Origin of the sequence: Bradyrhizobium centrolobii (genome assembly GCF_001641635.1) — a bacterium.
In the GTDB taxonomy this organism is placed as follows: Bacteria; Pseudomonadota; Alphaproteobacteria; order Rhizobiales; family Xanthobacteraceae; genus Bradyrhizobium; species Bradyrhizobium centrolobii.
This window is the reverse complement of sequence record NZ_LUUB01000061.1, coordinates 39,037-62,241: the sequence shown is the minus strand read 5'-3', so window position 1 is coordinate 62,241 and position 23,205 is coordinate 39,037. Positions and strand designations below refer to the sequence as shown.

The following is a 23,205-nucleotide window of genomic DNA, read 5'->3' as shown; positions in this document are numbered from 1 at the left end:
GCGGCGTGGTCTCCGGGTGCGGCCGCTTCGGTCCGATGCCGGCGAGGTCGGCAAGCTTTCCGGTAGCGATACGAACAGCGAATCGATGATGATCAAGACCATCCTCATCGTAGAAGACGACCAGGAAACAGGCAATTTGATCGCGCGCTATCTGCGCGGGCATTCCTTCTCGGTCGGTCTGGCGCCGGATGGCCGCGAGATGGATCGCTATATCGCGCAGAACCGCGTCGACCTGATCGTGCTCGATATCATGCTGCCGGGAGAGGACGGCCTTAGTCTGTGCCGGCGTCTGCGTGTCACTCATTCGACGCCGATCATCTTCCTCACAGCGAAGAGCGATGACATTGATCGAATTGTCGACCTCGAAATGGGAGCTGATGACTACGTCACCTGACGAGCAGTCGGTGCCTAAGCGGCCGCTGTTTCATAAATGATGAGTGAGCGAAGCGTCCCTCAGTTTTGAACCCGGGGACGCCACGCACTAAGCACTCGAGTGAGCTGGTTTTGCAAGTTATCCGAACAGGGGCAGAATTGCCGCTTAAGGGCTTGCCGAGAATGACGGAGGTGGTCGATCGCCGAACGTTCGCGACACATCCAAATTCAAGCGGCCTGCGCGCGCCAGCTGATGCGATCGATTGGTCGTGCAAACGCCTCTCTTGTGGATTCCACAGCGTCCACGGCGGCTTAAGTGCCATGGATGACCCGGCGTAGTCGGATCTCCCTTCCCGCTAGAGCTCTCAGCCCGAAAATATCCTCTTGGGTTCGAGCGCCAGCTCGCAACTGGCGTTGCCCTGGCACCCTTGCAAAAAATAATCGGGGTCAGCGATCCAGATAACGTTTCTTGATGAGCCGGCCGAAGGAGGCGAAGCATAGGCTCAAGCGATCATGATGCTAAACGAAGGCAGCCCCCACGCTATGCCTCTCACATTGCTCAAGTATGGGCTGAAACGCGACTACGTTCCGCACCGCGAGATTCCTGCTACGCCGGATCTGAGGCGCCGCTATGATGTGGTCATAATCGGCGGCGGCGGGCATGGCCTGGCGGCTGCTCACTACCTTTCCAAGTATCATGGCATCCGAAACGTTGCTGTTCTGGAGAAGGGCTATCTTGCCGGAGGCAATACGGCCCGGAATACGACCACGATTCGTTCGAACTACATCACAAATCAATCGATACGCTTCTACAAGGAAGCCGTCTCGCTTTACGAAGACATGTCGCATGAGTTGAATTTCAACGTCATGTTCTCGCAGCGCGGCCAGCTCACGCTCGCGCATTCCGAGGCGACTCTTCGATCCTTCCATCTGCGCGCCGAGATGGGCAAGCACCATGGCACGCGGATTTCGGTCGTTGATCCGCGACAGGTGAAGGAAATCTGCCCTCACCTCAACATGGATGAAGGCGGTCAGCACGAGATCCTCGGCGGCCTCTGGCACGAGGACGGCGGCACGGCGCGGCATGACGCGGTCGCATGGGGCTACGCGGCGCAGGCCGCCAGGCGAGGCGTGGAAATCCACCAGCGGACCGAGGTGCTGGGTTTCGACATATCGGGCGACAAGGTGTCGGCGATCAGGACCAGCCGCGGGACGGTGAGCGTCGGACACGTGATCCAGGCGGCGGGCGGCGCCAATCAGCACGTTGCGAAACTGGCCGGCATCGATATGCCCATTCGGTGCTTCCCGTTGCAGGCGATGGTGACACAGCCGCTGAAGCCGTTCCTTCACACGCTGGTTTCCTCGGCCAATCTGCATACGTATCTCATGCAGTCCTCCCGCGGCGAAATCGTCATCGGCGGCGGTTCGGATCCGTATCAATTGATCTCGACGCGCTCGACGCTGGATATCAAGGAGCAGCTGGCTCACGGCGCGGTGCAGCTATTCCCGTTCTTGCACAACGTGAAGCTGCTGAGGCAGTGGGCCGGCATCACCGACATGACGCCGGACTACACGCCGATCATGGGCGCCAGTCCGCTCAGGAACTATTGGCTCGATTGCGGCTGGGGCACCTGGGGCTTCAAGGCGACGCCCGTCGCCGGGAAATATCTCGCCGACACTGTCGCGAACGAACGGGTTGCGGACATCCTGCTTCCGTTCAGTCTGGGCCGCTTCGAGACGATGGCTCTCATCAATGAAATGGGTGCTACCGCGGCAAGCCACTAGGATCTGTTGGATGAAAATCATGAATTGCCCGCTGAACGGGCCACGAAACATCAGCGAGTTCACCTGCTTCGGGCCGGTTCACGACGCCGTCGATGCGCAATCGGCCAGCGATGCCGCTTGGTGTCACTACCTGTTCTACCAGGAGAACAAGGCTGGAATCATTCGCGAGTGGTGGCGACACACGCCTTCGAACTACTACTTCATCGCCGAACGACACACCGTCACCGACGAGATCATCGCGACCTACAGCGCGAGCGAGCTTTCGCGCATCGAGAACAAGTCATGATTCCGCGTTTGCCCCTGCCATACGGGACCCGTATAGATCGAGGCCAAGTCCTGACCTTTACATTCGAAGGCAGGACGTTTCGCGGGCTATCCGGCGATACGCTGGCAAGCGCGCTCGTCGCCTCGGGGCAGTGGCTCATCTCGCGGTCGTTCAAATATCACAGAGCGCGAAGCGTCATGACCATGGCCGGGCAGGACGCCAATACGCTGGTCCAGGTCGCCGGGGAGCCTAACGTTCTGGCCGACGTCCATCCTCTCCGTGAAGGTCTCGAAGCGACAGCCCAGAATGTGAATGGGTCGCTCGAAAAGGATCGCGATGCGCTGCTTGATCGGCTCGGACGGTTCATGCCGGTCGGCTTCTACTACAGGACTTTTTTTGGTCCCGGCAAGAACAGTTGGCTCCGGCTTTGGGAGCCGCTGATCAGAAAAAAGGCCGGTCTCGGCAGGGTCGATACCTCCGCTCCCCGCGTCCGCTATGAAAAGCAGAACCTGTTCTACGATGTCCTGGTTGTTGGTGGTGGTCCGGCCGGCATTTCGGCTGCGATCGAAGCTGCGGACACGGGGGCGCGCGTCCTGCTGGTGGACGAGAACCCGGAGCTTGGCGGCTCCCTGACTTACGCGCGATTCGACGACGAGCCGGAGGCCACCGCACATTTGCTGGGCGATCTGAGGCAGCAGATCAAAGCGCATCCCGGCATCGATGTTTTCACCAACGCTGTCGCAAATGGCTGGTACGCCGACAATTGGATCCCGATTATCACGGCGAACCGGCTCTATAAGGTTCGTGCGAAGGAGGTCATCCTTTGCACCGGCTCGCTCGATCAGCCGATCCCGTTTCGTAACAACGACCTTCCCGGAATCGTGCTGGGATCGGCCGTACAGCGATTGATGCGACACTACGCTGTGAAGCCAGGTCGGCGCGCGGTGGTTTTCGCCGGCAACCGGGACGGCTACCGGGTGGCGCTAGATCTCGTGGAGGCCGGTGTCGAGGTGGCGGCGATCGTCGATCCCCGAACCACGCAGCAACACGGGGCATTCGCCGCACAGCTCGAGACGAAAGGCGTGCGGATCATCCTCAACGCCGGGATAGCGGAGGCTGCGGGCGCCGCGGGCAACAAGCATCTCAAGGCCGCGAGGATTACGCGCTCCGACGCGGACACGTCGGAGTGGATCGATTGCGACCTTCTCTCGGTGTCCTGCGCCTATACCCCGACCTATCAGCTCGCTTTGCAGGCGGGTGCGAAGTTGAGCTATGACGATGGCACGGCGCAGTTTACGCTCACCAACGTTCCGGCCCATCTGACGCTGGCGGGATCGGTCGCGGGCAATTTCTCCCTTCCCTCCGTTCTCGCGGCAGGGCGCAAGGCAGGTGGGAACGCCGCGCAGACGCTGGGTCTTGCTTCGCGTGAAATCGAGGTGCCCGAGGACGAGGAACGAAGCCTCAGCAGCCTCGAGCTTCCCCTTGTCGGGCATCCCAAGGGGCGCGATTTCGTCGATTTCGACGAGGATCTTCAGGTCAAGGACATCGAGAACGCGGTTCGCACCGGCTACGACGAGCTTGAGCTCGTGAAGCGCTTCTCGACGGTCGGGATGGGGCCGTCGCAAGGCCGTCATTCGGCTCTCGCCACGGCTCGCATCGTAGCGCGTGCCACCAAGCGCAAGGTCGACGATATCGGCGTAACGACATCGCGCCCGCCATTCGGCCCCGAGAAACTCGGGCTCCTCGCGGGGATTCAGCAGAGCCGCTATCGCTACACGTCGGTCCATCATCGTCACGTCGAGGCCGGTGCGAAGATGACGCCGGTGGGCGCGTGGTGGCGGCCGTTATATTACGGCGACCAAAAACCTCCCGATACGCTGATCATCGACGAGGTGAACCTCGTCAGGCAGCGCGTCGGCATCCTGGACGTCTCGACCCTTGGCAAGATTGAACTGCGCGGACCGGACGCAGGGCTGCTGCTCGATCGCTTCTGTTCGATGAACTACGCCAAGCAGCCCGTTGGTAGGGTCCGGTACTGTCTGACGCTGAACGAGATGGGAACGGTCATCGATGATGGCGTCGCCTCCAGGGTGGCGGAGGATCACTACTACGTCACGGCGACGACCGGCGGGGTGGATCGCATTTATGCGGACATGTGCTGGCAGAACGTCCAATGGGGCCTCGACGTCGACATCCACAACGTCACGGCCGGCTTTGCGGCCTTTAATCTCACCGGACCGCTCGCCAGGCAGGTTCTCGAGGCGGCGGGGGGCCTGGATGTGTCGTCGGAAGGACTGCCCTTCCTGGGCGGGCGCATCGGCAGTGTCGCGAACTGTCCCGTCCGCATCATGCGCATTGGCTACTCCGGAGAGCTGAGCTTCGAGCTGCATACGCCTCAATCCTATGGAGAGGCCTTATGGGATGCTTTGATGGAAGCCGGCAAGCCGCTTGGACTGCGACCCTATGGCTTGGAAGCGTCGCGAATCCTGCGTCTGGAGAAGGGTCACATCATCATCGGTCAGGATACCGATGCCGTCAGCACCGCGGACGAGCTGGGAATGGCGTGGGCCCTCGCGATGAAGAAGCCCTTCTTCATCGGCAAGAGGTCGACAGAGCTGCTGCGTCGCCTGCCTGCCAGGCGTCGCCTTGTCGGGTTCGACCTTCCGTCGTCGGAGCAAGATAGGCCGGACGAAGCATGCCTCATCCTGGAGCAGGGCGAGGCGGTCGGTCACATCACGTCGACCTGCCTGTCGCCGACCCTGGGGAAATGGATCGGTCTGGCCTTCGTGCCGGCCGACCTGGCCGAGCAAGGCAGGACGATGCTGATCAAAACGCGGAAGGGAGCAGAGCTGCGGGCTCGCATTGTGCCTCCGCACTTCTTCGATCCCGAAAACAAGCGGCAGGAAATCTGATATGGCTGTTCTCGCGGCAGGTCGGCGGACGCCGCTCGGCGATTTGTATGCCGAACATCCGGATGGCGTTCCTTCTTCCATCGATGCGACACTCGTCCGGACGACGGTCGTGCCCGAGAGGAGCGGCGAAGGACCAATCGAAGTCTTGGATCTGACCCGATATGCCCGCTTCGGCATTAAGGGCAAGGGCGCCAGCGACTGGCTGAGGTCCAAGGCGATTCCGTTGCCAGAGCCGGTCAATACGCTTGCCCCGGTTGCATCGCGAAAACTCGACCTTGTTCGTCTTGGAGCCGAGGACTATCTGGTCCTGCCTCAATCTCTCGGGGAACCGGCATCCCTGGCTGCGTTGCGATCGGAATGGGAATCCGACGGCCGCGAGCGCAAAGGCTTCAATTCCTGGCGAGAAGAGGTCTGGGCATGGTTCCACATTCATGGAGCCAACGTGGCGGACTTTCTCGCAAAGACGTGCCCTGTCGATCTGAATGCCGATCGATTGCCGCTACGAAGCGTGGTGCAGACCCGCGTGGCGCAGATGGACTGCATCCTCGTACGTACCGATCGCACCAATGACCACGGCTTCGACCTGTTCTTCGACGTGGCCTCGGCAAATTTCATGATGTCGAGCCTGAAGGAGCTGGGGGCCGCGTAACTGAGCCGCGGGTTTACGGCGTCGACTTTCCCTTTTGAAACTCCTGCTTCAGCCAATCAAAAACCTTGTGCGCGGGATGCCACGAAGGTTTGTCGGGCGAACCGGTGAGTGCGAGGCAAAGCGTGGTCTGAACCTTGGCCTTGCTCCAGGTCGCAAGACGTCCGTCCTTCAGATACGGCTGGCAATAGGACGAATAGGTGACGACGAAACCGAGGTTCTGGGCAGCGGCTTCGAGCGCGGTCGCGGAATTGTCCACCTTCAGCGCGGGAACGTCGCCCTCCAGATTGATGCCCAGCTTGGTCGCCCAGCGCTGCCAGACGTTGTGTCGACCCTGAACGACTATCTTCCTCGATGAGTCCAGCACGTCTTGCAGCGCTGTCGTGGAAAGCGAGCCAATGAGTGCCGGCGCGCAGACCAGCTCCAGGGTTTCATTGGGCAAATGAGGGGTATCGGCGTCCAGCTCCGAGGCGTCGCGAACTTCCACGACGATGTCAGCCAGCTCAGCGTTCGGGTCAGTCCAGATCGCACTATTCAGGCGAATTTCGATATTCGGATTTTGGCTCAGAAACCCATCGAGCCGAGAGGCAAGCCATAAAGTAACGAACGATAGGGGGGCTGATAAGGTCACTGTGCGGGGCACATTCTTGCCACGCAGCCCCTCAGTTGCTGCAGCTGCGAGATTAAGTGCTTCGGCTACACCGGGAAGGTAGGCTTCGCCCACCTCAGACAGTTGCAGTCCATTTTGCCTGCGTACGAATAGTTGCCGCGAAAGGTAGGATTCCAGCCCGCGGACACGCTGACTGACTGCGGCTTGCGTGCAATTCAATTCCTTTGCGGCTTCCGTGAAGCTCAGATGCCGCGCTGCGGCCTCGAACGCCTGAAGCCCGCTTAGAGGAGGCAAGTTTCTCATTCAAAACGCCGCCAAATGAAAACAGGGTCACTGAGCCAGTTTTTATTTCTTGGAGCGTAATCAAGCAAGTACTACCGATTAAGGGATGGGCTGATCCCCGCGGCAACAAGGGCCCACGTGCTTGAGCGTGCGCTGCCCAACTAGCAGTCAGCGGTTGGTGGATCAATGGGCAAACGGTGGCGAGCGTACGATGAATTCGATCCAGAGAAAATTCGCTGAGCTCGCAACTGAAAATGCTCCAGGCCAGGAGGTTCGGCTAACGACGCACGCCTCCGATGGTGCCTTTCTCGGCGGTGTGATCGAAGGTAGGCCGGTCGACTTTTCTCACGGCGACGTCGACGCGTTTCTGCCGACTCCGGGGGCGCTCGACGCGTTTCTGGAAGGTTATCGCCGCGGCGGATCCCAAGCCTACACCGAGTATCTTGGCGATGCCGCGGTTCGCGGTGCCGTTGCGGAGAGGCTGGGCATCTTTACCGGCGCGCCTCTCTCGGCTGCCGAGGATCTGATCGTGACGCCGGGAACGCAGGGCGCACTGTTTCTGGCGATGGGGGCAACCGTCACCTCGGGGACGAAGGTCGCCGTGGTCGAGCCAGATTATTTTGCTAATCGGAAACTCGTCCGATTTTTTGACGGCGTCCTCGTCCCGGTCGAGATGGATTATCTCGGGGCTACCGGCCGGGCGGGTTTGAACCTTGATCAGCTCGAGGCGGCATTCAGGGACGGAGCCAGGGTTCTCGTCTTCTCCAATCCCAATAACCCGACGGGCGTCGTCTACTCGGACGATGAGATTGACGCGATTGCCGGGCTCGCCGGCAAGTACGGCGCGACGGTCATCGTCGACCAGCTCTATTCGCGGCTGCTTTATGCGGGTCAGGCTTACAGCCACCTGCGGGCGAAATCGGTCGCCCGCGAAAATCTGATTACGATCATGGGGCCGTCAAAGACCGAGTCGCTTAGCGGCTTTCGGCTTGGCGTCGCCTTCGGATCGGCGTCGATCGTCGAGCGCATGGCCAAGCTGCAAGCCATCGTTTCGCTGCGCGCGGCAGGCTACAGCCAGGCCGTTCTGAATGTCTGGCTCGCCGAACCGGAAGACTGGATGCGTGATCGCATTCAGCGACACCAAGCAGTCCGCGATGACTTGTTCGCCATCCTGCGTCGGGTTGACGGGCTTGCGCTGCGAAAGCCCGAGGCCGGCAGCTATCTGTTTCCAAGGCTTCCCGACCTGACGATTAGCGCGATCGATTTCGTCCGCGCGTTGCGGCTGCAGGCCGGCGTCACCGTTACGCCGGGAGCGGAGTTCGGCCCGCACAGTTTCGGGAGCATCCGGTTCAACTACTCGCAGGATCACGAAGCCGCTGTCGCTGCGGTAGAGCGGGTCGCTGCGTTGATCGAGCGATATCGTGTCCGACGTGTTGCGCGGAGTGCGTGATCACATCGCCATACATGGGCGCCCGGGCGGGCGGTCCGCTCTTACCGACAGGTTACTCGTGATGAAGTATCGCAAGATTGGCATCATTGGCGCGGGCTCGATCGGAATATCCGTCTATAGCGAAGTTGCTCGTTCCCAAGTTGCCGAAGTGGCTTGTGTCCTGGTGTCAGGAGCAAAAGCCGCTTCCGAGCGCGACCTCGATGACCTGGATCCGGCATTGTTGATATCCGACCTCGACGAGGCAATCGCGCAGCCGGTCGACCTCGTGGTCGAGGCGGCCCACGCTGACGTGCTGGCGGCTGTCGCGCCGCGTGTGCTGGCGTCTTCCGATCTTTGCGGCTTCAGCTGCTCCGCCCTTGCCCGGCCCGAAGTAGAACGCGCTGTCGAAGAAAGTTGCCGCGCGAACGGCACGCGGTTTTTTCTGCCTCACGGAGCGATCCTGGGACTTGATGGACTCGTCGATGGGCGCGACTGCATCGAAGACGTCACGATCACCACGACAAAAAGCGCTGCGGGTCTCGGCCTTGAGAACGGCGTCTCGGGCGTCGTATTCGAGGGTAGCGCCCGGGAGGCCTGTCGGAGATTCCCGAGGAACGTCAACGTGCATGCCGCTATCGCAATCGCGGGCATCGGCTTTGATCGGACCAAGAGCATCGTTGTAGCGAAGCCTGAGACTGACGAGATGCGTCATCGCATTCAAGTTTCGGGACAAGGTTTCGCCTGGGATTTTTCGGTCGCATCGCACTCCCTTGGCGGCGTGACAGGGGCTTACACTCCCAAGTCAGCCGCGGGATCGGTGCGGCGTATTCTGGCGTCCAGCGGAATCGTCAACAGCTGAGAGACACGATGGCAATTTCTTCGACGGGCGCGCTAAGCGGTCTTTCGAGTCATGTGGCCTTGATGAGATCGTCATCGACCACCATGGGTTTCGAGGATCGCCTATGGGCTGACGCCGAGACGATTCAAGCACTCAAGTCAATGTAGGGCGAATAGGCAGGCCGACATGCTTCAGCAGAACAGCTCTCGTCAAAATTGGGTCGTTGGCGTCGACGTCGGCGGTACCTTTACCGATTTCTCGGCCAGAGATCTGACGACAGGCCGCGTCCTGATTCACAAAAGGCCGTCGACACCGGACGATCCCTCGCGGGCTGTTCTACACGGTCTGCGAGAGTTGACCGAGAAGTACCATGTCGATCCGGGCACTATCACGCGTTTTGCGCACGGGACTACCGTCGCGACCAACGCGCTGCTTCAGCGAAAGGGCGCCGAGGTGGCCTTGGTCACAACCAAGGGGTTTCGCGATCTCGTCGAGATTGGCCGTCAGGTTCGGCCGCACATCTATGACCTGCATTTGGATGCGCCTCAGCCACTCGCCTCCCGTGCGCTTCGTTTCGAGATCGACGAGCGCATCGGCCCGACCGGTGAGGTCGTCCGCGAACTGTCCGACGCCTCGATTGACGGCTTGGTGGAGCAATTGAGGAAGCAGCCGGAGATCGAGGGCGTCGCGGTTTGCCTGATCTTTTCGTTCCTCAATCCCGCGCACGAGAAGCGGATCGCGGCCGCGTTGCGCGAGGCGTTTCCGAACGTGTTCGTCTCGGTTTCCAGCGAGGTGCAGCCGGAGTTTCGCGAGTTCGAAAGGTTCTCGACCACGCTGATCAATGCGTTCCTCCAGCCCGAGGTGGGGCGCTACATGAACCGCCTGAAGCTCGAGGTGACGACGGTCGCCCCCAACGCGGAGTTCGGCATTTTCCAGTCCAGTGGTGGATTGATGTCCGTCGACAGGGCTGCGCAATTCCCGGTGCGCACGGCGCTGTCGGGGCCTGCCGCGGGAGCGGTCGGTGCGGCCGGCGCCGGCGCGATGTCCGAGATTCTCGATGTCATCACCTTGGACATCGGAGGAACCAGCACCGACGTTTGCCTGATCCAAGCCGGCAGGACCGCGATTGCCAGCACCCGAGACATTTCAGGCTTCAGGATTCGGCTCCCAATGGTGGATATCCACACCGTTGGCGCGGGTGGCGGATCCATCGCGAGGTTGGGCAAGGACGGCCTCTTGAAGGTCGGACCCGAGAGCGCTGGCGCCGTGCCAGGACCGGCCTGTTATCGCCGTGGTGGTACGCTTCCTACCGTCTCCGACGCCAACGTCATTCTCGGTCGATTGCCTGTAACGCTCACCGGCGGAGACATGACCATCGATCGCAACTTGGCAGTCAAGGCGGTTGAGCCGATTGCTTCCGAACTCGGCCTGAGTGTGGAGCAAGCGGCGCTCGGCATCGTCGGGATCGTCACGTCCAATATGGTTCGCGCCATTCGCGCGGTTACGATTGAAAGGGGATACGATCCGCGCAAGTTCGTCCTTATGCCGTTCGGCGGCGCGGGGGGATTGCATGCGGCCGACGTTGCGCGCTCACTTGGCATCAACCGCATCGTCGTTCCGCGCGCTCCGGGCATTCTTTGCGCCGAGGGCCTGATCCTCTCGGATCTACAGGAAGACTTTGTCGCGAGCTGTCGCGCTCGCGTCATCGGAGACATGGGATCTGCCGCGGCCGTCGTTGCAGACCTCGTCAAGCAAGGAGAGGCTTGGCTCGCGCAGGAAAGTGAAGGGGCTCTCGAAACCCATCTCGTCCTGTCGCTCGACATGCGGTACGTCGGTCAGAACTATGAGCTTGCAGTCGAGGTCGCGAACGGCTCGGGCCATCCCGTCCTGCCGGATTCCGAGCAGTTGCGAGCGGCCTTCTTCGCAGAATATCTGAGGGCCTACGGCCACTACGACCAACAAGCGCCAATCGAGATCGTGAACGTCCGGCTTCGGACCATCGCTAAGCTGCCGCAGCGTCAGTCGGCGACAGAGACTCCCGTCAAGAAACTCGAGCCGTTCGAAACCAAGGATGTCTGGTTCGACGAAGCAGGGTCCGTTCCGACGCCCATGTTCGACCGCTCGGGGCTTCCCGCCGGAACCATCATCAAGGGGCCGGCCATCATCACCCAGCTCGACTCGACCACCGTGGTTCCCCCCTGGGCTCAGATCGCGGTCGACGCCGCCCTCAACATGATCATGGAGATCAAGAATGTCTGAGATCGTGATTGATCCGATTTCTCTCGAAATCTCCTGGAACGGCCTGAAGTCGATCGCCGACGAATGCTTCATCAGCATCATGCGGAGCGCGTTCTCCACGAATGTGAAGGAGCGCCATGACCACTCCACGGCTATCGCCGACGCGCAGGGAAGACTGGTCTTGCAGGCAGAAATGGCGCTGCCCATCCATCTCGCATCGATGCGAGGTCTGACGAAGTTCATTCTGAACAGATTTGGGAATGACATCCATCCCGGAGACGTTTTCATCGCCAACGACCCGCACGTCGCGGGCGGAACGCATCTTCCGGACATCAACATGGCGATGCCCGTGTTCGAGGGTGCGCGCCTCATCGGCTTCGTCGCCAACATCATCCACCACGCTGACGTCGGCGGAGCGGCGGTCGGCTCGATGTCCGGAGGTCTCAACGAGATCTACAAGGAGGGACTGCGGATTCCGATCATGCGCCTTTACTCCAAGGGCGTGCTTGATCAGGACCTGCTCACTCTTCTCTTGCTCAACATGCGCCTGGAGGAAGAGCGCCGCGGCGACCTCAACGCACAGATCGCAGCCTGCAAGCTGGGAGTTGCCAGGCTCGAGGACGTGCTGCGGGAGCATGGCGGCGACAGGATTTCGGTGATCTTCAGGGAAGTGATTGCACGCACCGAAATGCGAATGAGGAAGGCGATCGCAACGCTTCCCGATGGCGTCTACGCCTTCACCGATTTCATGGATGATGACGGCGCGGGCACCGAGAATATCAAGATCGCGCTGAGAATCGAAAAAGCGGGCGACCGCATTCTGTTCGATTTCGAAGGAAGCGATCCGCAGGTGCCTGGCAACTTCAATATGGTTTTCAACGCGACGCAGTCGGCGGTGTGCTTCGCCCTCAAGGCTCTGCTCGACCCAAATGTGCCCAACAACCAAGGCATTTTCGATGCGATCGAAATCAAGGCACCCCGCGGCTCCTTCGTGAATTGCGTTGCTCCCGCGGCGGTCGCCTTGCGTGCCAACTCTTGCCAAAGAGTCGTCGATTGCGTATTCGGCGCCCTCGCGGAGCAGGTGCCGGACCGTGTGGTAGCGGCCACAAACGGAGCAAACACGAGCGCCGTATTTGCCGGAACGGATCCGAGGACGGGACAGCTCTACGTCTACCTGGAGACGCTTGGCGGTGGTATGGGGGCCCGCGCGACATTCGACGGCAAGGACGGCGTCCAGGTCAATATTACCAACACCTCGAACCTCCCCGTGGAAGCGATCGAGCTCGAATATCCTCTACGCGTCGAGGAGTACTCCTTGATCGAGGATACCGGCGGAGCGGGCCGCTTCCGCGGCGGCTTGGGAATCCGGCGCACGATTCGGCCGATTGGACAAGTGTGCGAGTTCAATGGAGTCGGCGAACGCTTCGTTCACCGGCCCTGGGGACTGTTCGGCGGCGAAGACGGCGCCACTGGACGGTTTTACGTCCGTTCGGATACCGGGCAAGTCACGGCGCTTGCCGCCAAAGCCTCCTGTGTTCGCCTGGACCCGGACGCCGTCGCAGTGCTCGAGACCGCGGGAGCCGGCGGGTACGGTCCGCCAGTCGAGCGACGCCCCGAAGCGATCCGCGAGGACATCGCCTCGGGCAAATTTTCCGAGGCGTATGTGAAGCAACACTATTCCGGTACGGCCTGAGCTTCGCGCCGAAGCGGGCCGCAGAAATCTCCGTCCGGAAACTGAAGCGCTGGCCGGGACAAGACTCCGAAGAGTTTTTAGTCCAAGATAGGGAGAAGTCCGATGCAAGATTTGACGCGACGCAAGGTATTGGCTCTAGGCGCCCTCGGTGTAGCGATGCCGTGGGTGAGCAAAGCAAGCGCCCAGGAAAGGAAGATCACGGTCGCCGCTTACAGCGATATCTTCGAGGACATCTACAAGAGAACCGTCATCGAACCGTTCATGAAGGCAAATCCCGGGATTCGCGTGGACTATATGGGGATGCCGACGTCCGCCCAAAACCTCGGGATGCTGCGAGCGCAAAAGGCGGCTCCTCAAATCGACGTCTGCATCATGGACGTCGTGGTCGCCAAGGCCGGCGGGGACGAAAACATCTACAAGCCCGTGACCGCCGAACAGCTTCCGGTGATGAAGGAGTTGGTTCCCGCGGCCCTGATCCAGGGAGTGCCTGGTCCCGCCGTGACATTCGACGCGCTCGTACTGATGTATGCCCCCGGCAAGTTTGCAACGCCGCCGACATCATGGAAGGAGCTTTGGGACAAGAAGCATGCGGGCCGCATCGCAATCGATGCTCCTCCGAATCTGGTGGGGGGTTGGACTGACGCTGATTGCCAACAAACTGGCCGGAGGTGGTGACTATCGCCAGTCGATAGACAAGGGAATTCAACTGCTGGCGGAGATGGCGCCCCTCGTGCAGACGTGGGATCCCAAGCCTAATCCCTATGCGGCGGTGGCGAACGGGGTCGTCGATCTGGGGGGCGGATACAATGCGCGAGCGCAGACTGTTTCGAAGCAGAATCCGGATCGCATGGCGGCCGCGATGCCCGAAGAAGGCTCGATCTCCCAGATCAACACGATCAATCTCGTCAACGGATCCAAGCAACCCGAGGCGGCCCTCCAGTTCATGTCATACGCGTTGAGCGGGGAAACGCAATCGAGGTTCACTGAAGAGCTCTCCTACGTTCCAACGAACAAGAACGCATCAATTTCCGAGGACGCGCGGAAACGGACTGCTACCACGCCGGAGCGGATGGCTCGAATGATCGACGTGGATTGGATCGAGGTCGCCAAGTTCAGGGACAAGATCACCGAGCAATGGCGTAGGAACGTTATTAGCCGCAGCTAGGCATCTCGTTCCAGGATCGGCACCGCGGGAGCGTCACGCAAGTGACGGGAAGACATTGTATCTAGAGGTTGAATCACTAGAGAAGCGGTACGGTCACTTGGCGCCGTCGGTGGCCGATCTGTCCTTCTCGCTCGGCCAGGGCGAGTTGCTCGGCCTATTGGGCCCGTCCGGTTGCGGCAAGACCACGACCCTTCGGATGATCAGCGGCCTCGTCCAGGCGACGTCGGGTAAGATCAAGGTCGGCGGTCAGGATGTCACCCGCCTGCCGACCTACCGACGCAACATGGGAGTGATGTTCCAGTCCTACGCGCTATTCCCGCATATGACCATCGCGGAGAACGTCGCGTTCGGGCTGCAAATGCGCAAGATAAGAAAGCAGGATATCGCAAAGCGGGTCGCATCGGCGCTCGCGATGGTTCGTTTGGAGGGCGTCGCGGATCGCAAGCCTCGCGAACTTTCAGGCGGCCAACAACAGCGCGTCGCCCTGGCCCGGGCGCTGGTGGTAGAGCCCGATATTCTGCTGCTGGACGAACCTCTCTCGAATCTCGATGCGAAACTGCGTGACAACATGCGCAACGAGATCCGGGAGATACAGCAGCGACTGCGGATGACCACCGTCTTCGTCACGCACGATCAAACGGAAGCCATGGCAATATGCGATCGGATCGTCGTGATGAACCGCGGCAAGTTGGAGCAGATCGGAACTCCTCTCGATATCTACGAGAGGCCGGCCACGCCGATGGTGGCCGAGTTCGTGGGGCGCATCAACCGATTGGACGGACAATGGCGTAACGACGGCGCCATCGCAGTCGGCGACTCGCTCGTCCGCGCGAACGCCAGCGGTGGTGCAGGGCGTGTCCTCATCATGATCCGCCCTCATCGCATCGATCTCGAAGCGGCCGGAGAAGCAAGTGTGGGCTCGCCGGAGGCGAATGTGGTTGTCGGAACGATCCGACACATCAACTACGTCGGGGATACGCTCCAGTATGCGGTCGCGACGGCAGCTGGTCTCTTGCAGGTCGAAAAGGCCACGAGCTCGGCGACGGATCCCTTTCAGCCCGGCGATTCCGTTACGCTGCGATGGAAAACGCGAGACACTCTTACCTTCTCCTCGGAGGCGACGGGATGACCGTTTCCGCGCTCGAAGCGAACGACGCAAAGAGCGGAGGGGGATCGCTGCTGTCCACCCTCCTGCTCCCGATCGTTCTCGTGAACATCCTGGTCTTCGTCGCGCCCGTGGCGAATCTCGCAGCCATGTCCTTCCGCAGCGCGGCGGCTACGGGAGCGATGAATGAGGGTTTTGATCTGTCGACCTGGAGTTCATTGATCTCGGATGCATACTACTGGTCGATGTTGTGGCGAACGGTCTGGATCGGGGCATTGATCACGCTCGTCACGCTGGTGCTTTCCTATCCTCTCGCATTGTTCGTCAGCCGTGCGACAAGAGCCAAGGCGCTTCTCATCGTGCTCTGCATCTCGCCGCTATTGATCTCGGCCGTGGTGCGTACCTACGGTTGGATGGTGATCCTCGGCGACCAGCGCTTCTTGCCGGCCGTGTTGCGTTCGTTCAATCTGACGCCGCCGCGATTGATCAACAATCAGCTGGGCGTCATCATCGGCATGACCGAAATCCTCATGCCTTACATGATACTGTCGCTTCTCTCCGGGTTCGGAAAACTCGATGCGACGCTGGAACAGGCCGCGGAGACGCTTGGAGCCGGCCCTTTTACCGTATTCCGCCGGATCGTTCTCCCGCTCAGCATGCCGGGAATTCTGCTCGGGTGCCTTCTCTGCTTCGTGCTCGCGGTGAGTAGCTTCATTACGCCCAAGATGCTGGGAGGCGGGCGGGTCGCGCTGCTGGCGACCGAGATCTACGACCAAGCCATCGTCACGTTGAACTGGCCGGTTGCCGCGTGCTTGTCCGTCCTGATTCTGATCGTGTTCGGAACAGCCCTGCTGTTCTACGGCCAACTTTCCAAGATCGTAGAGTAGGGGGCTCGGTCGTGCTGCCAAAGATCGCGAGAGGTGTTCACGCACTGAGCATCATTTTGATACTGATGTTTCTGCTTGCGCCGGTCATCCTCGTATTCCCCATATCATTCTCCGCCGACGCCTATGTCGCCTGGCCACCATCGGCCTGGAGTGCCAGGTGGTACGTCGCTCTTCTTCACAACGAAGAGATGGTGACGGCTTTTCGGAACAGCCTGCTGATCGCGGCTTGCGTGACCGTCATAACGCTCGTAGTCGCGATGCCTGCGGCTGTGGCGTTGACGCGATGGAGTTTTCGGGGGCAAGACGCCTTGATTTCCCTGTTCACCGCGCCGCTCCTGCTTCCAAGCATCGTCCTGGGCCTCGCCATCCTCGTCATATTCGCCGGATACGGCCTGGTGAGCAGTTGGCCCGGGGTCGTCATTGCGCACCTGGTCATTACGCTGCCTTATGCCTTGAGAGTGCTGATGACGGGCCTCGGTACCATGCCCTCATTCGTCGAAGATGCCGCTGGAACGCTCGGCGCGGCGCCGTGGCAGGTCTTTCGTCAGATCACTCTGCCGCTCATGACGCCTGCACTCGTCGCGTCCGCAGCGCTAGCCTTCATCGTTTCGTTCGATGAAGTCGTGATTTCGCTGTTCATTGCGGGGACGCAGCTCAAACTGCTCCCCGTCTCGCTCTACCATTACGTGGAGAGCTGGACCGATCCGCTCGTCGCCGCCGTCTCTGCGCTCCTGGTGCTCGGCACGCTCGGCATCGTGCTTATCGTGGAGCGGGCCATCGGGCTCGGAAAGGCCGTCTCAAAGTGATCATCGGAGTGCAGGGCCGATACGAGACAGCAGCGCGGAATAGCCCGGCCCGTAAAGAGGTTTCCAGATCGACAGCGCATTGAAGCGGCTGTCGTCATTGGCGCCCGCGAGGGCCAAAGCGCGTTGGAAGCACGGCCAGAGCGCTTGGAGAACGGCCTCATCGATGTGAGGCGAAAGGGTGAACCATATGCATTATCGCGGCAGACATTCGTTCAAGATAATCGGAGCAGCGTAATGAGACGTGGAATTATCGATGGAAAAGCCGCCGCGGCCCAGATCCGCCGCCGGGCGGCCGAGATCGCTGCAAGGCTTCGCGATGATCACGGCGTCGTCTGCGGCCTGGCCGTCGTGCTCGTGGGCGAAGATCCCGCTTCTCGAGTCTATGTACGCAACAAAAGCAGCCAGACCCGCGAAGTCGGAATGAACTCGTTCGAGCATCGCCTGTCCGCCGATGCGTCCGAGGACGAATTGCTGGCGCTGATCGCGAAGCTCAATCGTGACGCGGCCGTTGATGGCATACTGGTTCAGTTGCCCCTCCCGCCTCACATGAGTTCGGATCGTGTCATCAACGCGATCGCACCGCACAAGGACGTCGACGGCTTCCACATCTCGAACGTTGGACTTCTGGGGACCGGACAGCGGGCTTTGGTGCCGTGTACGCCCCTCGGCTGCATGATGATGCTGAAGGAGGTCCACGGCGACCTTTCGGGCCTCGAGGCCGTGATCGTGGGACGGTCGAACATCGTCGGGAAGCCGTTGGCGCAGCTTCTAATCGCAGCGAATTGCACGGTCACCGTTGCGCACAGCCGAACGCGCGACCTCCCGTCGGTATGTCGGCGAGCCGACATCCTCGTCGCCGCAGTCGGCCGGCCCGAAATGATCCGCGGCGATTGGATAAAGCCCGGAGCTTCCGTAATCGACGTCGGCATCAATCGCGTCGAACGCGACGGAAAGTTCCGTCTCGTCGGCGACGTCGACTTCGGTGAGGCGACTTCCGTCGCCGGCGCGATCACGCCTGTTCCGGGCGGCGTCGGCCCTATGACCATCGCGTGTCTGCTCGTCAACACCCTGACCGCGGCGCATCGAGCCAGAAACCTCCCCGAACCCGTCGGCTTGACGGCCTGAGTGCCGCAAGCGCTTCACCATCCGGCGACAGCCGCAACCCTTCGAGTTCTCTTCATGGCCAGTTTTCTCCTCACCGTTACATGCCCGGCAAGGCGCGGGATCGTTGCCGCGATCTCGACGTTTCTTGCGCAGAACGGTTGCAACATAACGGACAGCTCGCAATTCGACGACGCGCAGACGGACCGCTTCTTCATGCGGGTGAGCTTCCTCTCACAGGAAGGCGCGAAGCTATCGACTTTGCGCGAGGGCTTTCCGACGGTCGCCGAGCAGTTCGACATGAAGTGGGCCATTCACGACGCGTCGAAACGGATGAAGGTCGTTATCATGGTGTCGCGCTTCGGCCATTGCCTGAACGACCTTCTGTACCGCTGGCGAATCGGCGCGCTCCCGATAGACATCGTCGCGGTGATTTCGAATCATCTCGATTACCAAAAGCTCGTTGTAAACCACGACATTCCCTTCCACTACGTCCGTGTGACAAAGGAAAACAAGCCAGACGCCGAAGCTCAGCAGATGCGCATCGTCGAGGAGGCCGGGGCCGAACTCATCATCTTGGCGCGCTACATGCAGATTCTGTCCGATGAGATGTGCAAGAAGATGTCCGGTCGGATAATCAACATCCACCACTCGTTCCTGCCTTCTTTCAAGGGCGCGAACCCATACAAGCAGGCCTTTGAGAGGGGCGTGAAGATCATCGGGGCGACGTCCCACTACGTGACGGCCGACCTGGATGAGGGACCGATCATCGAGCAAGACACGATTCGAGTCACGCATGCGCAAAGCCCAGAAGACTACGTTAGCCTGGGAAGGGACGTCGAAAGCCAGGTTCTCGCCCGCGCCGTCCACGCGCACATCCATCGCCGTGTGCTCGTCAACGACGATAAGACGGTCGTCTTTCCGGCCTCGCCGGGATCGTATGCGGCGGAACGAATGGGCTAAAGGTCGGGTGGTCAGAACAAGATAACTTCGGGCTTGCGGCGGGCTCATTCAACGGCTGGCACCGCGCGTCGTTCTATCGACGCGATGCCGGCCTGCTCGCGGTTCCCGGCCTGGTCAGGCGGCGACCCGATCGCGGGTCCTGGGCCCGAAAATGCCGATCACCAGCATGACGATTACCATCGCCGTCGTGATTGTCGCAAAGACGCCTGAGACGCCGGAATTGCGCAGCACGAAAGCGACGATGAAGCCCGAGAACATCGCGCCGACCCGACTTGCGGAATAGACGATGCCTGCGGCCTGTGCGCGGATGCGCGCCGGAAAGACTTCCGTTTGATAGGCATGGTACGCAAACGACAGCGTCGTGTTCGCAAACGTGATCGCAAGACCGCAAGCGATGATGGCCGCAGGCTGTACGAATTCGGCAAAGCCGTACCCGGCGCATGCGATGATGAAAGCGGTGGTCACGATGATCCATTTGCGTTCCACCTTGTCCGCGTAGCTCATCGCAATGAGCGGGGCGAGCGGCGCGGCAAACGCGATGACGAAGGAGTATTCGAGGCTCTTGGTGATCGTAATGCCCTTCTCTATCAGGAGCGTGGGTGCCCAGCTCGAAAAACCGTAATACCCGAACGCTTGGCAGATGTTGAATATGATAAGCGTCACGACGATTGGAAGATACGGAGTGCGCCAGAGGTCGGGCAGGGCCGCTGTCGTCGAGGACCGGGGAATGAACATCGGTTTCGCCGCTGCCAGTTTGCTGCCGATTTGCTTTTCGGCCCGGGCCTCGATCGCGGAAAGGACCTCGTCCGCCTCTGCGATCCGGCCCCTCTGCGACAACCAGAAGGGGCTTTCCGGAACGGCGCGACGGATGAACCAGACGATCACCGCGCCGAACGCCGCGATGCAGATGACCCAGCGCCAACCGTCGAAGCCAAGCGGCGATTGCGGCACCAGCCACCACGCCATCAGCGCGACCGCCGGCTGCGCGAGGAACATGATCGTCTGGTTGAGCGCAAAAGCCCGTCCGCGCATGCGGCGCGGAACGAGTTCGGCGATATAGGCATCGATGGTGATCGCCTCGACGCCCAGCCCGATTCCGGCGAGCAGGCGCCAGAGCAGCAGGCCTTCCGTGGTGGTCTGAAAGGCCATGATCACGGTCGCTGCGGTATAGATGACCAGCGCCCAGGTGAACACGAAGCGCCGGCCGAGCTTGTCCGGGATGAAGCCGAGAAAGAACGTGCCGATGAACAGGCCAATGAACGTCACGGCGACGAACGCGCCTATCCCCTGAAAGCCGAAGAAGTTGGCCGTCGTCGTTGCAAGCAGGCCGCTCCTCGTCAGTCCAGGAGCGATGTAGCCCGTGAAGAAGAGATCATAGAGCTCAAAGAAGCCGCCTAGCGAAATCAGGACGACCAGACGCCAGAGATGGCGGCACATCGGAAGCCGCTCCATGCGGCCGGCGATGTCTTCGATGGTCCCCCTGCCGGAGTCCACGTGCACCTCGGCGTCAGCCGCCATGGTGGTCATCACGACCATGTCCCGTCCTCCCGTTCGAGGCCTGCTTTGAGGCCGAGATCGCAAGATTGGCATCTTGCTTGTTGGGGAGGCAGGATGCCGAAGAGGCTCCGGCAGCACCAATAGAACTATCCGATATGCGCGTTCTAAAAACCAGATGCTTGGGCGGATGGGCGGGCGCGGCTTCCGGTTGCGGTCCACGCAGCCGGCATCTGATTCCTAGAACGAGCCAATCTCCAAATTGTAATTGTCAGGGGAACGCGGGGCATCCACGTTTGATCATCAACGAATACGCTCGGGAGACAACGGCCTATGGATCTGCCAAAGCGCGTCATCATCAGTGAAGAAGGGCCGCGCGAAGGGTTTCAGATCGAGAAGGGGCCGATCAGGACGGCTGACAAGATCGCCCTCGTCGATGCACTCTCTGGATGTGGCCTCGCCCACATCCAGGTGGGATCCTTCGTCAATGCCAAGCATGTGCCCGGCTGGGCGGATGCGGAGGAGGTCTTCGCCGGCTTCGTGCCGCGCGAAGGCATCGATTATTCGGCCGTGTGGTTCAACGAGGCCGGACTACGTCGGGCGCTTGCCTTCAAGGACAAGCTGACCCTCGCGGGGTTCATTTCGCTGAGCGCATCCGAGCCCTTTGCAATCAGGAACCTCAACCGCGACCGCGCCGGCCAGATCGAGGCCATGACCAGATATGTGCAGGTCCATCGCGATGCCGGTCTGCCGATCGGCAAGATCATCGTGATGGCGGCATTCGGATGCAACTTCGCCGGCGATATCTCCACGGCGAAGGTCGTCGAGACGGTCGCCGATGCGCTTGCAATCGCGCGCGACGCCTGCATTGAGGTCAACGACGTTACGCTCGCGGATTCGATGGGTTGGGCGACGCCCAGGCGTGTTGCCTCGGCGATCGGGGCGGTTCGCGACCGCTGGCCGGAACTGAAGATCGCGCTGCACCTTCACGACACGCGCGGGCAGGGAATTGCCTGCGCCTATGAGGGGCTGCGTCTCGGAGTGACCAGCTTCGATGCCGCCGTGGGCGGCTTGGGCGGGTGTCCGTTCGCCGGCCAGCCCGGAGCGCCCGGGAATATCGCCACCGAAGAACTCGCGCTGCTTTGCGAGGAGATGGGAATCTCGACGGGGCTCGATCTGGAAGCCCTCATCGAGGTCGCCCGGTTGGCGGAGCGGATTGTCGGACACAGCCTGCCGAGCGCGGCCCTCCGTTCAGGTACTCTTGCCACATTCAGAAGGAACGCCGCATGACGACGGACTCGCCGAAACCGCTGGCTGGCCTCAAGGTGCTGGATTTCGGCCACACCATCATGGGGCCGTGCGCGGGCGTCCTGTTTGCCGATCTGGGTGCGGATGTCGTCAAGATCGAATCCGTGGACGGTGATCCGACGAGGAGGCTCCCGGGATTCGCGGCGGGGTTTTTCGCGACATACAATCGCAACAAGCGCTCGATCGCGGTCGACCTGAAGCGTGCCGAAGGACAGGCCATCGTGCACCGCCTCGTCAAGGACGCCGATATCGTCCTCGAGAATTTCGGGCCTGGCATCATCGAACGGCTGAAATGCGGATGGGAGGATCTGCGGAGGATCAATCCGCGTCTCGTCTATCTTTCGATGAAGGGCTTCCTGAAAGGCCCTTACGAGAACCGTGGTGCGCTTGACGAAGTCGTGCAGATGCAGTCGGGGCTGGCGTACATGACCGGCCCGCCGGGACGACCGCTCCGGGCGGGGGCTCCGGTCATCGACATTCTCGGTGGCGTGTTCGGCGTCGTGGCGGCGCTGTCGGCGCTTCACGAGCGGGACCGCACGGGTGAGGGCCAAAAAGTCTCGAGTTCGCTTTTCGAGAGCGCGACCTTCATGCTCGGCGCCGTGATCGTCGGAAGCGCGGTGATCGGTGGGCCGATGCCGCCGATGCCGGCGCGGAAGAACGCCTGGGGCGTCTATGACGTCTTCACGTCGAGCGACGGAGGACAGGTCTTCATCGGCTGCACCTCGGACGGGCATTGGCAGCGCTTCTGCGATCAGTTCGCTCTCGGTGAATGGCGGGATGACGAGCGGCTCTCGAGCAACGCCAAACGCTGCGATGCGCGTGACTGGATGTTGCCCGAGCTCGAGCAGCGATTGGCGAAGCTTTCGCTCGCCGAAATTCTTGAGAAATGCGAGGCCGCACGAGTTGCCTATTCGCGAGTCGGAAGGCCGGACGAACTTTCCACCGATCCCCATCTGCTGGCCTATGGCGGATTGCTTGCAACCGCGATTTCAGGCTTTGGCGGCGGTCCCAAGGTCGGGATTCCGTCGCTTCCGGTGGAGTTTGGCGACCAGCGCGAGAGATTGGGCCTCGAGCGCCAGCCGCCGCGCGTCGGCGAGCACACTGATGAGGTCTTGCGTGCAGCGGGCTACTCAGACGACGAGATTGTAACTCTGCGCGCCTCAGGCGTCCTTGCGCCGGTAACGTCGGATCAGGCGGATACGCGCGGTGCCGCCTAGAAGAGCCACACCCGCATCGCATCGGTCAGGTGGTCTCGCCGGAGCCAACGGCGCGTGGGGCTCTCGCTCGCTCATACCTGGGTCTGAAA

The 23,205-nt window shown here is 61.0% G+C and carries 19 protein-coding genes and 1 pseudogene; 18 read left to right on the top strand and 2 right to left on the bottom strand.

What is annotated here, in order from left to right:
• Positions 1–85: 85 nt before the first annotated feature.
• The 5 genes and pseudogenes from AYJ54_RS19030 to AYJ54_RS19010 all read left to right on the top strand — a co-directional run.
• Positions 86–388: pseudogene (locus tag AYJ54_RS19030) on the top strand (response regulator); the annotation flags it as partial.
• Between the two features lie 527 nt (positions 389–915).
• Positions 916–2,157: an FAD-dependent oxidoreductase gene (locus AYJ54_RS19025; protein ID WP_063701039.1), complete on the top strand. Its 1,242-nt coding sequence runs from the start codon at positions 916–918 to the stop codon at positions 2,155–2,157.
• Positions 2,158–2,167: 10 nt separating this feature from the next.
• Complete coding sequence (locus tag AYJ54_RS19020) at positions 2,168–2,443, top strand: sarcosine oxidase subunit delta (protein ID WP_063701037.1); 276 nt, start codon at positions 2,168–2,170, stop codon at positions 2,441–2,443.
• Positions 2,440–5,334 (top strand): 2Fe-2S iron-sulfur cluster-binding protein, encoded by a 2,895-nt coding sequence (locus AYJ54_RS19015; protein WP_136623797.1) that lies wholly within the window; start codon positions 2,440–2,442, stop codon positions 5,332–5,334. Before AYJ54_RS19020 ends, AYJ54_RS19015 begins: the two co-directional genes overlap by 4 nt.
• A gap of 1 nt (position 5,335) precedes the next feature.
• Positions 5,336–5,983, top strand: a complete 648-nt coding sequence (locus AYJ54_RS19010; RefSeq protein WP_063701035.1) for a hypothetical protein — start codon at positions 5,336–5,338, stop codon at positions 5,981–5,983.
• Positions 5,984–5,996: 13 nt separating this feature from the next.
• Here AYJ54_RS19010 and AYJ54_RS47440 read toward each other — a convergent pair whose 3' ends face one another.
• Positions 5,997–6,893, bottom strand: coding sequence for a LysR family transcriptional regulator (locus tag AYJ54_RS47440; RefSeq protein ID WP_082905739.1), 897 nt, complete (start codon positions 6,891–6,893; stop codon positions 5,997–5,999).
• A gap of 190 nt (positions 6,894–7,083) precedes the next feature.
• Here AYJ54_RS47440 and AYJ54_RS19000 point away from each other — a divergent pair, with 190 nt between their 5' ends.
• From AYJ54_RS19000 to purU, 11 genes are all read left to right on the top strand, one after another.
• Positions 7,084–8,322 carry a pyridoxal phosphate-dependent aminotransferase gene (locus AYJ54_RS19000; RefSeq protein WP_063701031.1) on the top strand — a complete coding sequence of 413 codons (1,239 nt, stop codon included), beginning with the start codon at positions 7,084–7,086 and terminating at the stop codon, positions 8,320–8,322.
• Positions 8,323–8,383: 61 nt separating this feature from the next.
• A complete protein-coding gene (locus AYJ54_RS47435; protein ID WP_082905742.1) occupies positions 8,384–9,160 on the top strand; it encodes an aspartate dehydrogenase domain-containing protein in 777 nt (258 codons plus the stop codon).
• A gap of 165 nt (positions 9,161–9,325) precedes the next feature.
• A complete protein-coding gene (locus AYJ54_RS18990) occupies positions 9,326–11,398 on the top strand; it encodes a hydantoinase/oxoprolinase family protein (protein WP_063701027.1) in 2,073 nt (690 codons plus the stop codon).
• The gene (locus AYJ54_RS18985; protein ID WP_063701025.1) at positions 11,391–13,070 is read left to right on the top strand and encodes a hydantoinase B/oxoprolinase family protein; all 1,680 of its coding nucleotides are present in this window, start codon (positions 11,391–11,393) and stop codon (positions 13,068–13,070) included. The genes AYJ54_RS18990 and AYJ54_RS18985 overlap by 8 nt, the downstream gene beginning before the upstream one ends.
• A 102-nt stretch (positions 13,071–13,172) precedes the next feature.
• Positions 13,173–13,745, top strand: coding sequence for a type 2 periplasmic-binding domain-containing protein (locus tag AYJ54_RS52490; RefSeq protein WP_245329075.1), 573 nt, complete (start codon positions 13,173–13,175; stop codon positions 13,743–13,745).
• Positions 13,657–14,235: an extracellular solute-binding protein gene (locus AYJ54_RS52485; protein WP_245329074.1), complete on the top strand. Its 579-nt coding sequence runs from the start codon at positions 13,657–13,659 to the stop codon at positions 14,233–14,235. Before AYJ54_RS52490 ends, AYJ54_RS52485 begins: the two co-directional genes overlap by 89 nt.
• Before the next feature lie 109 nt (positions 14,236–14,344).
• On the top strand, positions 14,345–15,364 hold the full coding sequence (locus tag AYJ54_RS18975) for an ABC transporter ATP-binding protein (RefSeq protein ID WP_245329073.1): 1,020 nt from the start codon (positions 14,345–14,347) through the stop codon (positions 15,362–15,364).
• Positions 15,361–16,227, top strand: coding sequence for an ABC transporter permease (locus AYJ54_RS18970; protein WP_063701023.1), 867 nt, complete (start codon positions 15,361–15,363; stop codon positions 16,225–16,227). The genes AYJ54_RS18975 and AYJ54_RS18970 overlap by 4 nt, the downstream gene beginning before the upstream one ends.
• A gap of 11 nt (positions 16,228–16,238) precedes the next feature.
• Positions 16,239–17,033 (top strand): ABC transporter permease, encoded by a 795-nt coding sequence (locus AYJ54_RS18965; protein WP_245315880.1) that lies wholly within the window; start codon positions 16,239–16,241, stop codon positions 17,031–17,033.
• Between the two features lie 234 nt (positions 17,034–17,267).
• Positions 17,268–18,158, top strand: coding sequence for a bifunctional methylenetetrahydrofolate dehydrogenase/methenyltetrahydrofolate cyclohydrolase FolD (gene folD, locus AYJ54_RS18960; RefSeq protein ID WP_063701022.1), 891 nt, complete (start codon positions 17,268–17,270; stop codon positions 18,156–18,158).
• A 54-nt stretch (positions 18,159–18,212) separates the two neighbouring features.
• The gene (gene purU, locus AYJ54_RS18955; RefSeq protein WP_063701020.1) at positions 18,213–19,097 is read left to right on the top strand and encodes a formyltetrahydrofolate deformylase; all 885 of its coding nucleotides are present in this window, start codon (positions 18,213–18,215) and stop codon (positions 19,095–19,097) included.
• Between the two features lie 114 nt (positions 19,098–19,211).
• Here the strand turns inward: purU and AYJ54_RS18950 are convergent, their stop codons facing one another.
• Positions 19,212–20,633 (bottom strand): MFS transporter, encoded by a 1,422-nt coding sequence (locus tag AYJ54_RS18950; RefSeq protein WP_245329072.1) that lies wholly within the window; start codon positions 20,631–20,633, stop codon positions 19,212–19,214.
• Positions 20,634–20,924: 291 nt separating this feature from the next.
• Between AYJ54_RS18950 and AYJ54_RS18945 the strand changes: the two genes are divergently transcribed.
• Together AYJ54_RS18945 and AYJ54_RS18940 are read left to right on the top strand one after the other, a co-directional pair.
• Positions 20,925–21,881 (top strand): hydroxymethylglutaryl-CoA lyase, encoded by a 957-nt coding sequence (locus tag AYJ54_RS18945; RefSeq protein WP_063701018.1) that lies wholly within the window; start codon positions 20,925–20,927, stop codon positions 21,879–21,881.
• A complete protein-coding gene (locus AYJ54_RS18940) occupies positions 21,878–23,116 on the top strand; it encodes a CaiB/BaiF CoA transferase family protein (RefSeq protein WP_063701016.1) in 1,239 nt (412 codons plus the stop codon). The genes AYJ54_RS18945 and AYJ54_RS18940 overlap by 4 nt, the downstream gene beginning before the upstream one ends.
• Positions 23,117–23,205 lie beyond the last annotated feature (89 nt).